General features: G+C 24.4%; 15 protein-coding genes. 9 read left to right on the forward strand and 6 right to left on the reverse strand.

Annotated elements, in window-relative coordinates:
- Nucleotides 1-51 precede the first annotated feature (51 nt).
- Entirely contained in the window at nucleotides 52-1,092 is a 1,041-nt protein-coding gene (locus CLTHE_RS06875; RefSeq protein ID WP_080022591.1) for a DUF6398 domain-containing protein, read from the forward strand.
- A 42-nt stretch (nucleotides 1,093-1,134) separates the two neighbouring features.
- Here CLTHE_RS06875 and CLTHE_RS06880 read toward each other — a convergent pair whose 3' ends face one another.
- The 4 genes from CLTHE_RS06880 to CLTHE_RS06895 all read right to left on the reverse strand — a co-directional run bounded on the left by CLTHE_RS06880 (nucleotide 1,135) and on the right by CLTHE_RS06895 (nucleotide 5,431).
- Nucleotides 1,135-2,088 carry an ABC transporter substrate-binding protein gene (locus CLTHE_RS06880; RefSeq protein ID WP_080022592.1) on the reverse strand — a complete coding sequence of 318 codons (954 nt, stop codon included), beginning with the start codon at nucleotides 2,086-2,088 and terminating at the stop codon, nucleotides 1,135-1,137.
- A gap of 2 nt (nucleotides 2,089-2,090) precedes the next feature.
- On the reverse strand, nucleotides 2,091-2,807 hold the full coding sequence (locus CLTHE_RS06885; protein ID WP_080022593.1) for an ABC transporter ATP-binding protein: 717 nt from the start codon (nucleotides 2,805-2,807) through the stop codon (nucleotides 2,091-2,093).
- A complete protein-coding gene (locus CLTHE_RS06890; RefSeq protein ID WP_080022594.1) occupies nucleotides 2,794-3,555 on the reverse strand; it encodes an ABC transporter permease in 762 nt (253 codons plus the stop codon). The genes CLTHE_RS06885 and CLTHE_RS06890 overlap by 14 nt, the downstream gene beginning before the upstream one ends.
- 181 nt (nucleotides 3,556-3,736) lie before the next feature.
- Nucleotides 3,737-5,431 (reverse strand): MFS transporter, encoded by a 1,695-nt coding sequence (locus CLTHE_RS06895; RefSeq protein ID WP_080022595.1) that lies wholly within the window; start codon nucleotides 5,429-5,431, stop codon nucleotides 3,737-3,739.
- Between the two features lie 284 nt (nucleotides 5,432-5,715).
- Between CLTHE_RS06895 and CLTHE_RS06900 the strand changes: the two genes are divergently transcribed.
- The gene (locus tag CLTHE_RS06900) at nucleotides 5,716-7,110 is read left to right on the forward strand and encodes a TcaA NTF2-like domain-containing protein (protein ID WP_158082679.1); all 1,395 of its coding nucleotides are present in this window, start codon (nucleotides 5,716-5,718) and stop codon (nucleotides 7,108-7,110) included.
- 39 nt (nucleotides 7,111-7,149) lie between these two features.
- Here CLTHE_RS06900 and CLTHE_RS06905 read toward each other — a convergent pair whose 3' ends face one another.
- Nucleotides 7,150-7,587, reverse strand: a complete 438-nt coding sequence (locus CLTHE_RS06905; RefSeq protein ID WP_080022597.1) for a hypothetical protein — start codon at nucleotides 7,585-7,587, stop codon at nucleotides 7,150-7,152.
- A 94-nt stretch (nucleotides 7,588-7,681) separates the two neighbouring features.
- Between CLTHE_RS06905 and CLTHE_RS06910 the strand changes: the two genes are divergently transcribed.
- The 7 genes from CLTHE_RS06910 (at nucleotide 7,682) to CLTHE_RS06945 (ending at nucleotide 14,336) form a co-directional block, all read left to right on the forward strand.
- Nucleotides 7,682-8,797, forward strand: a complete 1,116-nt coding sequence (locus tag CLTHE_RS06910; RefSeq protein WP_080022598.1) for a serine/threonine-protein kinase — start codon at nucleotides 7,682-7,684, stop codon at nucleotides 8,795-8,797.
- A gap of 263 nt (nucleotides 8,798-9,060) precedes the next feature.
- Nucleotides 9,061-9,420: a hypothetical protein gene (locus CLTHE_RS06915; RefSeq protein WP_080022599.1), complete on the forward strand. Its 360-nt coding sequence runs from the start codon at nucleotides 9,061-9,063 to the stop codon at nucleotides 9,418-9,420.
- Nucleotides 9,421-9,440: 20 nt separating this feature from the next.
- Complete coding sequence (locus CLTHE_RS06920; RefSeq protein WP_080022600.1) at nucleotides 9,441-9,950, forward strand: DUF4352 domain-containing protein; 510 nt, start codon at nucleotides 9,441-9,443, stop codon at nucleotides 9,948-9,950.
- 122 nt (nucleotides 9,951-10,072) lie between these two features.
- Nucleotides 10,073-11,632, forward strand: coding sequence for a DUF4145 domain-containing protein (locus CLTHE_RS06925; protein WP_080022601.1), 1,560 nt, complete (start codon nucleotides 10,073-10,075; stop codon nucleotides 11,630-11,632).
- Nucleotides 11,633-11,764: 132 nt separating this feature from the next.
- The gene (locus CLTHE_RS06930) at nucleotides 11,765-12,490 is read left to right on the forward strand and encodes a hypothetical protein (RefSeq protein WP_080022602.1); all 726 of its coding nucleotides are present in this window, start codon (nucleotides 11,765-11,767) and stop codon (nucleotides 12,488-12,490) included.
- Nucleotides 12,491-13,041: 551 nt separating this feature from the next.
- A complete protein-coding gene (locus CLTHE_RS06940) occupies nucleotides 13,042-13,380 on the forward strand; it encodes a hypothetical protein (RefSeq protein WP_080022604.1) in 339 nt (112 codons plus the stop codon).
- A gap of 122 nt (nucleotides 13,381-13,502) precedes the next feature.
- Nucleotides 13,503-14,336 (forward strand): metallophosphoesterase, encoded by an 834-nt coding sequence (locus CLTHE_RS06945; protein WP_080022605.1) that lies wholly within the window; start codon nucleotides 13,503-13,505, stop codon nucleotides 14,334-14,336.
- A gap of 38 nt (nucleotides 14,337-14,374) precedes the next feature.
- On the opposite strand, the gene CLTHE_RS06950 is transcribed toward CLTHE_RS06945, so the two are convergent.
- Entirely contained in the window at nucleotides 14,375-15,583 is a 1,209-nt protein-coding gene (locus CLTHE_RS06950) for an MFS transporter (protein ID WP_158082680.1), read from the reverse strand.
- Nucleotides 15,584-15,859: the final 276 nt, after the last annotated feature.

Below are 15,859 nucleotides of genomic sequence, written 5' to 3' on the forward strand. Positions count from 1 at the left end.
TTAATGTGGTTTAATTGAAAAATTAAACGAATAAAACATTAGGAGGATTACATGGTTAAGGATTTAAACATACCTGTAGAATTAGAATCAAGAGTAAAAGAAATTACCGATATGTTATTAGAGTTTGGAACAAAAGTTTTAGATGATTCATATAATGAAAAGTTTTTAAAATTAACTGAAGCTTCTGCAAACTGTGAAGACTTAGCGTTAAATAGAGGAAAAACTGGGACATGGGCTGCTGGTATAGCTCATTCAATATTCTTTATAAATGATACTCTATCAAAAAGAGGAATACACATGGATGAACTAGCTGACTTCTTTAGTGTTTCAGAAAGTACAATTGGAACGAAGTCACGTGAAATAAGAAAAGCTCTTTCAATTCAAAAAGATTCAAAAGAGTGGAAAATTTCAGATAAAAATAGTAATTTCTTAAAGAAAGATAATTCTTCAGAAGAAAAAATAGAAGTTGTTGAAAAATTCAATAAAGCTTTAGAAAACGAAAATATAGAAGAAGCTGCAAAAGAAATTGAAGAATGCTTAAATATGCTTAAAAATAATTTAGGTGAAGAATATTTTAAAGAGAACAATGGTAATATTGGAGTATCTGCAGAAGGAGATTTCTTCTTATCAGTACAAGCAACTCTTTCAGCTTATGCTTTTGCATTAGGAGATTTTAATAAGAGCTTTAACCTTGAAAAAGAACTTTTAGAATTTAATGAAGCAGATACTAAAAATGTTAGACATTCTCTTGTTTTTAGAGCATTACTTGTTAAAGAATATGCTTATGTAAAAGAATTATTTGAAAGATTTAAAGATGATGATTCAGTATTCTTTAAATATGCAAGAGTTTTATATTTATTAGCACTTGGAGATAGACAAGGTGCTAGAAAATGGCTTAAAAAAGCTATAAAACATAATTTTAAAGTTATTGAATGTCTTTATGGTGGAGCGAAAGCTTGTGATGGAGAAATACTTTATTATGAAAAAGGAAGTATAGAAGAGGCAACTCTTTGTATGGAATTCAGTCTTCCACTTTGGACAAATCAAAAAACAGCTGGATGGATATTAAACGCAGTTAAAAAGATAAAATAATATAAAAAAAAGCTTTGATTTTTAATCAAAGCTTTTTTTATTTTAGTTATGATATATTAAATTTGGTATATCAATTCTATTTGTTTGCATTCCACTATTAATTAAGAAATCTTGAGTTTTTTCTAAAGCAGTTATATCAGATTGTGTTATAGTAGGATTAAAGTTATACCAAGAATACATTTTTTCTGTTTGAGCTTTAGTAAGACCTACAACTTTAGAAGTTTGTTCAAGAGCTTTATCAGTATTTTGATTTATATAATCAACAGCTTGTTTTTGAACTTTTAAAAAGTCATTTACTAAATCAGGATGTGCTTTAGCAAAGTTTTCATTAACAGCAGTAACAATAAGACCACTTATAAGTCCTTTACCATCACAAATTACATGAGCACCACTTTCTTCAGCTTTTAAAGCAGCAGGACCAGCTAAAAGAGCAGCCTTAATGCTTCCATTATCTAAAGCAGCCATAGCTTCAGGAATTCCCATGTTAATATAATCAACATCTTTTAAATTCATATCATTTTTCTTAAGAGCAGCTACAAGAAGTTGATTTAAAATAGTTCCTTTAGGACCACCAATCTTAAGTCCTTTTAAATCCTTAACAGATTTTATAGATTTATCTTTAGTTACTATAACAAATCCTTGAGGAGCTCTACTATAAACACTAAGTATTTTTAAATTTACTCCATTAGAAGCTGCTAAAATTGCAGAAGTTCCACCAACAGCATTAAGGAAATCAAGATTTCCAGAAGCTAGTGCAGCTGTTTGTTCTGAACCAGAAGTTATATCATAGTATTTAACATTGATTCCTTTTTTAGCATATTCTTTAGTGAACATTTGCTCATTTTTTTCAACAATTGAAGGAACATTAAGAGGAGCAGTAACATAAGTTAGGGAAACCTCTTTAACTTGCTCTTTTTTATTATGGCTATATATACAGAAGCCAGCTATTATTATAATTATTAATATAATAATACCTATTATTTTTCCTTTTTTCATTTTTAAGTCTCCTTTAAACAATTTAAAATTTTTATTTTTAATTCTACAAAATATTCAGATGATAAATTCCTATTAAAATCTTTTTCTATTGAAAAACTTTCAATAGAATTATCATTTTTCATAATTATTATTTTAGTAGCAATAGATAAAGCTTCTTCTATGTTATGAGTTACAAAAATTATTCCAATATTAGTTTTTTTAAAGATATTTATTACTTCTTTTTGTAAATCAATTCTAGTGAAATAATCAAGTGCTGCAAAAGGCTCGTCCATAATTAGAATATTTGGATTAAAAGCTAAAGCTCTTCCAATTGAAACTCTGTGAGCCATACCTCCAGATAATTCATAAGGCATAGAATTTTCAATATTATCTAATTTTAAAAGAGTTAATATGTTTTTTATATCTTTATCTTCTTTTGAATGGATTAAAATGTTTTCTTTTACAGAAAGCCAAGGCATAAGTCTACTTTCTTGAAACACCATTCCTACTTTAGGTTTAAAATTTTCATTAGATATGTATTTAATTGAACCAGAATCAAAAGGTTCTAAGTCAGAGATACATCTAATTAAAGTGGTTTTCCCACATCCACTTTTTCCTAAAATAACAGTTATATTAGATAAGTCTATTTCAATATTCAAATTTTTTAAAACATTTATATTTTTATTTTTAGAATTAAATGACTTATTCAAATTTTCTATTTTAATTTTATTTGAACTCATAAGTATTTCCTCCAAATTTCTTAGTTAATTTTTTAGAAATTATCTTAAATAAAAAATCTGTTATTATTCCAAGCAATCCTATAACAATTATTCCAACGATTACTTCAGAGCTTCTAGAAAGGGCTTTGGCATTTAATATTAAATATCCAAGACCAGAAGAAGAAGCAATCATTTCAGCTCCAATTATTGCTCTAAAAGAATACCCAAGACCAAGCCTTAATCCAACTAAAATATTTGAAATAGAACTAGGAAATATTATTTTTCGCAATAAATCCTCTTTAGATAATTTAAAAGCTAAACCAACTTCAATAAGTTTTTTATCACAGTTTTTAATTCCATCTAAAGTATTTAGGAATATTGGGAAAAATGAAGCTAATATTATTACTATTATTTTAGATGTTTCTCCAATACCAAACCAAAGTATAAGCATAGGAATAAGCGCAAGTGGAGGAGTATTTCTCAAAAACTCAAATAGAGTTTTAAAATAATCATATAGTTTAGGTTTAATACCAAACAAAACTCCAAGTGGAATGGCTAATAGAGCACTTAAAAAGAATCCTAAAAATACTCTAAAAAGACTTATTAAAACATCACTAGCTAAACTACCATTTTTGCATAAATCTAAAAATGATTTAAAAACCATTTTAGGTGAGGGAAGTATGTAACTACTAAAAAGGTTTAATTTACAAACAATAAACCATAAAATAATTATTAAAAATATTATGTAGAAACCTTTTATTTTTTTCAAAATAAAATTCCTCTTTTCTATAAAAATATTATGAATTTAAGTAGTATTTATTAATTATTACTATAAAAAGTATACAATAGTGAAAGTTATAATTAGTTAACAAAGTTGGGTAATTATGTGAATAAACTATAAAATTTTATAATAAAAAAGCTCTTACAATTTTATTTGTAAGAGCTTTTTATTATTTTGATATTTCCTTTTTCTTATTAGGTAAGAATAATGCTACTATTAATGCTATAACTGCAATTAAGCAAAGAGTTAAGAACATTTTTTCAAAGCCACTATTCATTGTTTTTTGATATATATTTTCAATAGTAGTACGTAAGCCATCTAATTGATGCATATAATTTTCTTTCATACTAGCTAATATATTAGTTCTTTGATGTAATGGCACTCCTCTAAGACTTTCTGATAATTGAGGAGCCATTTTAGTAAACTGTCCTGATACAAAGTTCTTTATTAAAGAGAATATTGTAGTAACATTTGCATTTTGAAATGCATTAACCATAGATGCTCCAGATACACCAGATGACATAGCGTGTGTGAATCCCGGCATTTTAGGAAGAACTGCCATAAGTTTTCCAGAAACATCAGCCCCAGCAGCAGAAATAAATCCTACTAAAAGATTTGGTGAAAGTGCTACACCAAGAGATCTTATTAAAGAAAGAGTTGATTGAGCAGAACCAATCTCTTCTTTAGGAACTGAAGTTTGAATAACATAATTTAATGGAGTTCCCATAGTAAATCCTACTCCAAGACCCATAAAAGCTAATCCAATAACAAGTGGAATTACACTTAAAGTAGATGTTACAATTAAAGCTAAAGTAAGAGTACCAATAATAGTACAGATAAATCCAGTAACAAGTATAAGTTTAGCAGAAAATTTATCTATAAGTTTTCCACCGAAAGGAGCAGCAAAACCAGAGAATACAGCCATAAGAGTTACGAAATATCCCCCTGATCCAAGTTTTAATTTTAATACATTACTACAGAATTGAGGTAAAAATACAACAACCATAAGTCCTGCACCAACTAAAAATGCAATTATAAATACTGATAACATTTCACGTCTTTTAAAATATTTTAAATTTATAATTGGATCTTCAGCACGACTTTCAACAAATATAAGTATTGGAAGTAAAATAATTGCAATTACTAAATAAGGGAAGCATTTTACTGATTTAAAGCTAGTCCATAAATGTACAAAATTTAAATTTGTTATAAATAACATAAGAGAGACTATAAATAATCCTGAAACAATACTTCCATATATATCTAAAGGTTTTTTAGTAGTTTCAAATTTATCAACTTTAATTGCTATTAAAGAAATAAGAACAACTATACAAATTGGTATATTTATAAAAAATAATAGATGCCAATTGTTTCCGCCAAAAGTATCAAGAATAAATGAACCAAGTGAAGGTCCTATAAGTGTAGCAATACCATTAATACCTCCAACCATTCCAAGAGCAGCACCACGTTTTTCTGGTGGAAAACTCATTCCAACAAAAGCTGTTGCAACTGGCATAACACCACCAGCTCCAATTGCTTCAATAGCTCTAGCTATTAAAAGGAAAGAGAAGCTATTATAAAAGTTTGATATTCCACATAAAAGTGAACCTATTCCAAATAATAAAATACTAAATGTAAACATAGTTTTTAAACCATGTCTATCTGCAAGTTTACCTATAATAGGCATAGATACTGCATATATAAGAGAATATAAAGTTATAATCCATATACTAGCATCAGCAGATATATGTAATGTATTACCCATTATTGTACGAGCAGGTGAAATTATTGCAGTGTCTAATGAACCCATAAAAATTCCTAATAAAAACATAACTAATAAAATTTTAGATGATTTTTTACTCATTAACATTTCCTCCTTTGTTCTATAATTATTTTTGTAAATATAAATACTTATTTATGATTATTACAATTAAACTATAAACTATAAAGTAAGGTAATAGTCAATATAGCTTTTACAATGTTATTAAAATATTAATAAATAAACTAGAATAATCTAATAAAAGATACTTTATTATTTAGTAATGTAAATAATAAAAAAGTTAGTAGAAAGTAGTAATGTATGATGATATAATCTAAATGGAAAATATGAATAAAATATTAATAAAACATGATATAGGGGGAGGATATATGAGATTTTGTAAAAAGTGTGGAACAGAACTTAAAGATGATGCAAAATTTTGTAAGGGGTGTGGAGAACCTTTAAATTTAGAAAAGGAAAATATTAATGTAAAATCTAATTTAGGAGATGAAAATAAAAAAGATAAAAATTCAAAAGTTAAATTAGATAAATCTTTTGTAAAAAATAAGCCATTAAGTAAAAAAGTTATAGGTGCAATAGCAGGAGTTTTATTATTAGTTTTAGTTTGTGGATTTACACTATTTAAAAGTGATTCTCCAGAAAAAGTAGTTGAAAAATTTTATAAGGGAATATCAGAAGAAAATGTTAAAGATTTAAAAAAGATTTTATCAGCTGAAGATGAAAATTTAGAATTAAATGATGATAATATAAAAATTCTTATAGATAGCTATAAAAAGAATTTAGCAGATTTAAATTTAACTGTAGAAGAGTTAAATTCACAGGCTGTAAAAATAAAATTTAATCCAATTGATTTTGGAAGTAGTATATATAATGAAGTAAATTTAGTTAAAAAGAAAAGTGGTTTAAGAGAAAAATATTATATAAATATAAGCGCTAGATATATTACATTTGGTGAAAAGTTAGATGGAGCTGATTATATTATTAAGTATAATGGAGAAACTATTGAAACTAAAACAGATTCTGATAAAATAGGACCTTTAGTACCAGGAAGTTATGAAATAGAAGGTAAATTAAAAAATGATTATGTAGATTTAGATGATTTAAAAAGTGTAGATCTTTGTTATGGTGAAAAAGTAAAAGAAGTAAGTCTTTTTGAAAATATTAATAAAACAACTATCAAGTGTAATGAAAAAGAAGCAACGCTTATAATTGATGGAGTTAAGACAAATAAAAAAATGAAAGATATAGATACTATAGTAGGTCTTGAAAATGGAACAGTAGTACAAGCGGTTATAGAAAAAGACGGAAAAATTAGAACTAGTAATAAAGAAAGAGTATATAACTCAAGAGAAATAAATTTAGAAGTAGAGCAAGAGAAAGTAATAGATTATAATGAGTATTCGAAGGAAGTTCCAAAAGTAATACAAGAATATTTAAATAATTTTGCAAATGCAGTTAATTATAACGATTTTAGTTATGTAGAAGATTATTTATATCCTGGAAGTCAAATTTATAAAGAACAAGTAAAAAATATTAAAGGAATTTATGATTCAGAAATATCAGAGAAATATGTTACGAGTTATATAAAGAGTAATAAATTTGATGATAGTAAAAAAGAATGGACAGTTATAGTAGATGAAACTTATGATATAACTAAAGATGGAAAAACAAATAGAAAAAGTTTTACAAATGAATACAAATTAAAAGTTAATGAAGAAGAAGAAGAGGTTCAATTAACAGAAATAAAAGTAAATGTAGGATAAAAATAAAAAGCTATCTAAAGAAAAACTTTAGATAGCTTTTTATTCTTTACAAAGTGTTTGTTGTCCTTTTTCATAAAGTAAATAATCTAATTGCATAAGTGTATATCCTTTAGAAATACAAAAAATAATTATAGAGTCTCTAGTTATTTTAGGATAAAGCAATCCATTGTTAGTTAGTTTTAAAACTCTATTTGTTTCATCTAAATTTAATTTTGCAGCTAAACAAAGTTTTAGAGCATTATCTCTATCAGGAATTTTATCTCCTCTTAGAACTTCATAGCAATAAGATCTGCTCATATTAGAATCATTTATTAAGATACTTTTTTTTATATTTTTTTCTTTACATATATTATTAAAGTATTCACTAAATGTAATGGTATCTAAAATATCTTTATTTGAATCTAAAAATTTATCTAAATCAGTATCTTTTTTTAATGAAGTTAATAAACTTTCTAAATCAGAAGTTTTAGTAGACATTAAATAGAACACATCCTTTTATATGAAACTTTTATTATTAACTAATATTATGATATAATTTTATAGTTACAAAATCAAGAAAAGGGGATAAAAAATGGAGGATTTGTTAAAAGAATATGAGCTGAGCTTATATGAAGATATAAAAACAATATCTGAAGGCAAAGTTTATTTAGTTAGCAATTCAAAAAGTCAACAAATTTATATAAAGAAGATATTAAAAAAAGAATGTTTAGATGTATATAAAAGGCTAAAAGGATTAAAAAATAAAAATAGAGCAGAAATAATAGATTATTTTATAATTGGTGAAAATTTAATAGTAATAGAAGAGTTTGTACATGGAAAAACTTTAGAAAAAATATTAGAAGAAAATTATATAGATGAAGATTATGCAATAGATATTTGTATTTCAATTTGTGATGGTTTGTATGATTTGCATAGAATGGACAAGCCTTTAATTCACAGAGATATAAAACCAAGTAATGTAATGATAAGTAGTGATGGTATAGTTAAGCTTATAGATTTTGATGTATCTAGAGTATTAAAAGATGAATGTGATCATGATACTGTTATATTAGGAACAAAAGAATATGCATCACCAGAGCAATTTGGTTTTGCACAAACTGATGGAAGAAGCGATATTTATAGTATTGGAGTTCTTTTAAATTTTATTTTAGTGAAAGATTTTCCTAAAAATAAAATAGCAGAGGGAAAATTAAGAGAAGTAATTTTAAAAGCAACACAAATTGATAGATTAAATAGGTATCAAAATTTAGACCAATTTAAAGACGCATTAAATAAAGCAAAGACTCAAGAACAAATTAAATTTTTTAAAGATAAAAAAATTATAGATAATAAAAAAATAAAAAATATAAACATAGAAAAGATAAATAAATTTATTCATATAAAACCAAAATGGTTTTTTAAATATATTGTTGGGTATAGAAGTGGAAATATAATTTTTATGATTCTGGCTAGTTTATGGTATTTTACAGCCTTTTTTGGATATTCACAATTTTTTTATACGAAGCTTTTATCAGATTTAATTTTGGCAACTTATATGATTATTTTGCCTGAATTTATAATTGGAAGTGGATTTACATTAAATAAATATATTCCTCTTGTAAATAGTGAAATCTTATATAAGAAAGTAATTGGAAGAGTAATATATTTTATTGTAGTTACTTTAATAAGTGGAATTTTAATGCAATAAATAAAGAAATTTAATAAAGCTATATATTTTTATAAAAGATATCATCTTTGATTAAAATTTAATCAAAGATGTTTTTTTTTATTATAAGATTAGAGATTTATTAGTTCTTAGAGGATTTAAAAGTTATATAGAATAAAATAAATTTTAAAATGAATAAAATTAAAATTTTTTTAGTATTGTACGCTTTAAGCGTACCAAAAAAAATTGTGAAATTTATATAATGAGTATTGTCAGAGGAAATTAAAAATAAGGAGAGAAAAATTATGAAAAAAAGTAAGGCAGCAATTATAGCAGGAGTTTTAGGAATATTATACACAATTTATTTAATGGCTCATTTTGGAGGAGCTATTGTTAATACAACAAGTGATGCAGAAGCTTTAGGAGGCGCAATTGCATCAGCATTAGTTATGCCACAAATGATATTGGTATTATTAGCAAGTATATTTACTTTAGTTGGAGCATTTATAAATAAGGCAGGTTTTGTTCTTACAGGAGCAATACTTTTCTGTGTAGGAGCAGCAGTATTTTTCCTATATGCAATATTTATAGTACCAATGATAGTTTTATCATTTATAGGATATTCAAAAGTGAAAAAAATAAAAGCGGCTAATAGTCAAATATAAAAATAAGGGGGACTTTATAAATGAAAAAAAGATGGTGGGCAATTTTAGTTTTAACAATGAGTTTAGGATTAGTAGGATGTGGAGGAGAAACGAGTAGTACTACTGAAAATAATAAAAAACAAGAGGTTTCACAAGAAGCAAAGGAATATAAAGTGGGGGATACTGTTGATATAAAAGGAATGAAATTAAAAGTTGAAGAGGTTAAAAAGTCAAATGGAACAGAATTTGATAAACCTAAAGATGGAAATGAGTTTATAATAGTTAAAGTAGCTATAAATAATGATAAAGATAAAGAAATTTCATATAATCCATTTGATTATTCACTTAAAAATAGCCAAGGACAAATAACAGATCAATCTTTTACAACTGTTGATTCAAAGACAAGTTTAAATAGTGGAAAATTATCTCCAGGAGGAAAAGTGTCAGGGACCATTTCTTTTGAAGCTCCAAAAGGAGATAAAGATTTAACTTTATTATATAAAGACAATATGTTTAGTGATAAGGTTCAAGCAGAAATAAAATTAAATTAATTAAAATAACCAAATTAATCAAGAGACTATTTTAAAAATTTAGGTTTTTAAAATAGTCTTTTTTTATTATTTTCTAAAGCTTGATGATATAATTAATATAAAAGATAACAGAGGTGGAACTTATGGAAAAAAGCTTAAACTTTGAGATAGTTAAAAATACGAATTTAGAAAAATTCTATGGCTATTTAAAAAATGATGAGATAGTTTTTAATGATAAAAGAAATAATAGTATAATTTTTATAGATTGTAGAAAAATTTTAGAATACTCCATAAAAGAAATGATTTTTTCAAAGAGTGGAATTTCAGCTTATGAAGAGGCGGGAAATAGAAGTTTAAAAGGAAATATAAATTATATAAAAGAGATGATTCCTAAAACTATGTTTTCAAAGCTTGAATATATAAGATTTGCAGGAAATAAATATGCTCATGAAGTAGATTCAAGTTTTGATGTTTTAAATTGTCTTAAATATACGTATGAGTTTATAGTTTGGTATTTAAAAAATATAGAAAAAAAATTACCTATGACTTTTAATGAAGAATTCAAAGTTCCCAATAATATAATGGAAAATGCTGAAATAAAAAAAGAAACCTATTCTTTTAATGAAGAAGAACTTAAAAAAGAAATATTAGAAATGAAAGAAAAACTAAAATTATCAAAAAAAGAAAGAGAAAAAGAAATAAAAGAACTAGAAAAGGAATTAAAGTTATATAAAGATAAAGTAAGTTATCTAGAAAAGCAAGGAAAAAATGATAAAGAAAAAATGTTAGCTTTAAAGAAAATGAATGCAGATCCACTTATAACTTTAATTGAAGAAACTATAGATAATAATAAAGAGATATTTGGCGTAGATGATGATGTAGCATCAGTTGTAAAGGCAGAAGAAATTTTAAATGGAGTACGAGAAAATTTAAATTATCTTGGAGAAATGTTTAAAATAATGAATGATACTGATAAGCTATATGAAATGGCAAATGTAGAAAAAATAAATAATGAATATAAATTTTTAAACAAAAGCTTTAGAAAACTAGATTTAGATGATTTAATTTTAACAAATATAATTACAGAAGATATAAAAAATAAAAATTATAAATTAATAAAGAAAAATAGTATATTTTTATCTATGTGGCTAAATGGAGAAAAGAAAAAATGCGAAAAATTTACTAGAGAAGATTTAATAAATAAAATAGAAGATAACCTTCGATTTATAGTTGGAAGCAAGAAGAAAGGACTATCTATTATAGAATTATCAGTAAATATGTTGCATAAAAAAATATTTAAAGATGATAAAGAAGATGGAGTGTACTTAATTGATATTTTTAATATTTATATGGATGAAGCATTTAGTATATTAAAAAATAAATTTAGAAAATCAGGTAGTATAAAAAAAGTAATATTATTTACAAAAATAATTGGAAATATATCAAGTGAGGACACAATAGTTATATTAAATACTATGAAAAAACACTATAACAGAGAGGATATAGGAGCAGATTCTTTAGCTACATTAGATATTGAAACTTTAGGAGAGTTATTAAAAGGGACAAGGGATTTAAGAGAATATACAGCAATAAGTAGACTTATTTTAAATTTATTAGATGGATTTGGATATAGAAAAGAAAAAAGATTTAAAATAATACTTAAGAATTTAAAAGAAAAAGGATTTTTTAAAAGCCTAATATAATAAAAAAGTATGATAAAAAATTTTTATCATACTTTTTTTATATTACGCTCTAAGCGTACCAAATTAAAAATATTTATATTTAAAATTAAAGTAAAAGAATAAAGAAATTTATAAAAGGTTGAGGATAAAGGTATGGATAAAGAAAGTTTAATTAACTATATAATAGAAATAATAAAAGTATTTTATAAATTACAAAGAGAGCTTCATATAGAAAGTATAGAAAAAATAGAAGATGGTTTTTTATTAAAGGATAATATAAGTGATTTAGAAGAATGGCAAATATATAATGTAGGATATTTTATTGAAAAAAAAGCAAATAAAAAAGAAATATATAGGAAATTAGATGTATTAAGAAAAGATATATCTGTAAAAAATAAAGATTTAATAGTAAATGAAGCAGGTGAAATATTTTATATAAGTGAAAAAATAAAATACTTAGATAAAAAGTTAAAATACTTACAAAAGAAAAGTGAAAGATATAAGTATTCGAAATATAGTTTCAAAATAAATGCAAATAAAATCAATTTAGAAAAATTGGTATTAGATTTAATAAATAAAGATTTAAAAATAAACAAAGAGAATAAAGCAATTTGTATTATAAATAATCAAAATATAAATTTAGGGGTTAATGCAGAAAAAATAATAGAGGAACTATCTTGGATAAAAAAAAGAAAATCTAAAAAGTTAGAATTAATACTACCTTTTAAAGATAAGGTTTGTTTAGATTTTATTTTTATAAAAGATTATATACTAGTTATTGAAGTTGAATATATAAAGAAATATAATATATTAAATATTAAAGAGTTACAAAATAAACAAGATGTAGAAAACTACTTAAATACATTTATAGTAAAATAATATGAGTTTTAATATAAATGTATAGATATTTTATATATTAAAGAGATTAACATACAACTAAAAAAAGAGGTTATTAGAGAATATTTTAGAAATTAAAAAATTTACAAGATAAAACATATAATTATGCTGAGTGAAGATTATTAGGTAATATTTTAAAAATTAAAAAGCTGAATAATTAATTCAGCTTTTTTTGTCTTTTAAAATTTTAAAGTCATAAAACTTTTTTATACATATTGATGAAAAAAAGATTAAAAATAAAAAATTACTTAGACTTCTTTCAAAAAATAAACTAAGTATAGTTGCGAATAAACCTAATAAAGCAAAACCTAAAAAAGCTTTATCAAATAAAAATTTAAAATAATCCAAATTGCCCACCTCCATGTAATTTTATATAGTTTTATCAAATTGATATAAAATTATTCATGTAGATAAGTTGAATAATAATTTTAAAATATTATAAAAGAAAAAGGAATTATTAAAACTTTGTAGAATATAATAATTATATGGATGTAAAGGTTATCAAAAGTTATCGAAGGTAAGGGGGAGAGCTTATGTATTTTATGCCAGAAAGTTTAAATGTGATTATTGAAAATAAAACTAATAAGGATATTTTAGGACTTGAACTTAAATACTTAAATGATATAGGAAGGAAAGCAAAAGCTTGTAAAATAAAAGCAGGAGATTCAGTAAATCTTGTTATAGAAACAAAAAATGTTAGTAAAACAAATAAATTTATATTAAAAACAAGAGAAGGAATGGCCTATATTGTTGATTGTAATATATTAGAGAACAATTGTAATCTTTATTTAAAAATATATTTGAATAAGATTTTTGATGGAGAAATAGAATTTGAAGCAGAATATTTAAAATTTGAAAATGCAATAGCCTAAAATAAAAGAGTTCGATTATAAATCGAACTCTTTTTAATTTTTTAAAACTTGTACGTAAATAAAGTTGACGGTATAATTAATATGTAAAGTAATTTACACTTAATACTTTAGGAGGCGGTGTTATGGCGAAGTATATAATGAGCGATATACATGGGCAATACAAGCTATTTACAGAGTTTTTAGAGAAAATAAATTTTTCGGAAGAAGATAATTTATATATAAATGGAGATTTAATTGATAGATGCATAGGTTCAGCTTATCTTATAGATTTCGTATTACAGAATGATAATGTAAATTTAATTCTTGGAAATCATGAAGAAATGTTTATAAAGGCTTATGAAAAAGTAGATTTAAATGAAGATTTAGATATAAGAGATGCTATTTATAAAAATGAAGATGGAGAAGAAATTAAATGTAAAATTCATAAAGATGAAGATGTATCATTGTGGTTAGCAAATGGAGGCTTTGAAACTATTCAAGAAATAAGAAGATTTAATAGACATAGTGGTAGAGATTTATTTAAAGAGTTTTATGAATATCTAAAAGAATGTCCAAAATGGATGCTAATAGATGAACATATAATATTTCATGCAGGAGTAGGGTTTTACTTTGGTAAAGATTATAGTGACGAAGAAATCCAATTTATACTTGCAAGAGCGGAAAAAGATGAAAGATTTCTTTGGGGAAGATATTTATGGGATTCAGCATTTTTAAAGGATAGTATAAAGATACCTTCAGAATATACTGGAGTAATAGGACATACTCCTATACAAAACACAGATTATTATGTTGAAAATCCTATACAAGATAGTATTTTTAAAGAAAGTGAACATGGCTCTAAAATTATAAACATTGATTTTGGTACATATAAGAGTGGAATGATAGGAGCTTATGAAATGGATAATAAAGAAGTAAAAGTTCTTATTGATGGAGAGATTAAAAAATTTCAAATTTAAATTAAAAGTCATAGAATTAATTCTATGACTTTTAATTTTTATTCAACAGTTTTAATTTTTTTAAATGTTGGTATTATAAATATACTAAATAACAAAGCTAAAAAAGAAGCACATATTAAAATAAGTAAAGCTACATTTGAATGAAGTTTCCAAAGAGACCCTACTATAGTAGTTCCTAAAAAGTCACCAACATAAAAACTTAAGTTTGATGAACCATTAGATATGCCTCTAAATTTATTATTAGATATATTATTTATAATAGTTGGAATTAAACTAAATAATATATTATATCCAGATAGTAAAACAACAGCGCCTAATCCAACTAAAATCATATGTTTGTGTCCAATAAAAATTAAACATCCAAAGAAAAGGCATAAAGTTGCTACTACAGTTAATTCTTTTCCAAATCCTTTTTTTATAAATCTTGTAGAAAATCTCATAATAATTATTGCTATTATTATTGATGGAGTAAAAATCATCCACATATTTTCAGGGCTAGTTAATTTATTTATATACTCTGGGATAATAAACATTCCTGAAATACCAACGAACCCATTAATAAATGCAATAACTATAACAGCAACATAACTTCTATTTTTAAAAAGTTTTTTTATGTATGCAAAACTTTCTTTTGCTGATACAGAATTCTTTATATTTTTTTCCTCATTTCCATCCTTTTTTAAGTCTTTTAAAAAGAATAAAATCAAGAAAAACATAATCAGAATTGAAATAGTTGCAAGTATAAGTAATCCTCTAACTGGCATAAATTTTCTAAGTATAGGTCCACCACCTAAAGCAAATGCAGAACATATACCTATAATTACTCCAACTATACTTATAGCATCAGCTCGCTTTTCAATGCTTAAGCTACCTGAAAGCCATGCATATCCAGCAGAAGTTATAGCTCCAGCACCTTGTAAAGCTCTAGAAAAGATAAAAACATAAGCATTGTTTGCAAATGTTGCAACAGTAATACCAATTAACATTAAAAATACACCAATTAATATCATTTTTTTATAGCCATATTTATCACTCCATGAACCAAATGGAATTTGAAATAAACCTTGAGTTAAGCCGAAAATTCCTAATGCTATTCCTGCAAGGGCTAAAGTTCCATCTGATAATGAATTACAATAAATACCTACAAAAGGGGTTATTAAGTTCATAGCAATTTGCCTGAAACCTAATGCTAATCCAATAAGGATTATAAAAGTTAATTCTTCTTTAGTAAATAATTTGCTTTTCATAAACATCCTCTTTTGCTGTAAATAATTTTAAATATTTTAATTTAAGAACATAAATAATAATATCAAGGAAATAAATCTTTGTTAATTAATAAAATTTGTTAAAAGAGTATATAGTTTTAAATATAAATTGATAATTTTATATATTAATAAAGTTTAAAACTAATAGAGTATTATATGTAATTGTTTAAAATTAAATATTAAAAAAAAGTCTCAAAAGATTATAAAAAAGAATAATAATATGAATATTGAAATATAATTTTTTAACATCTATAAAGG

Origin of the sequence: Clostridium thermobutyricum DSM 4928, assembly GCF_002050515.1 — a bacterium.
In the GTDB taxonomy this organism is placed as follows: Bacteria; Bacillota; Clostridia; order Clostridiales; family Clostridiaceae; genus Clostridium; species Clostridium thermobutyricum.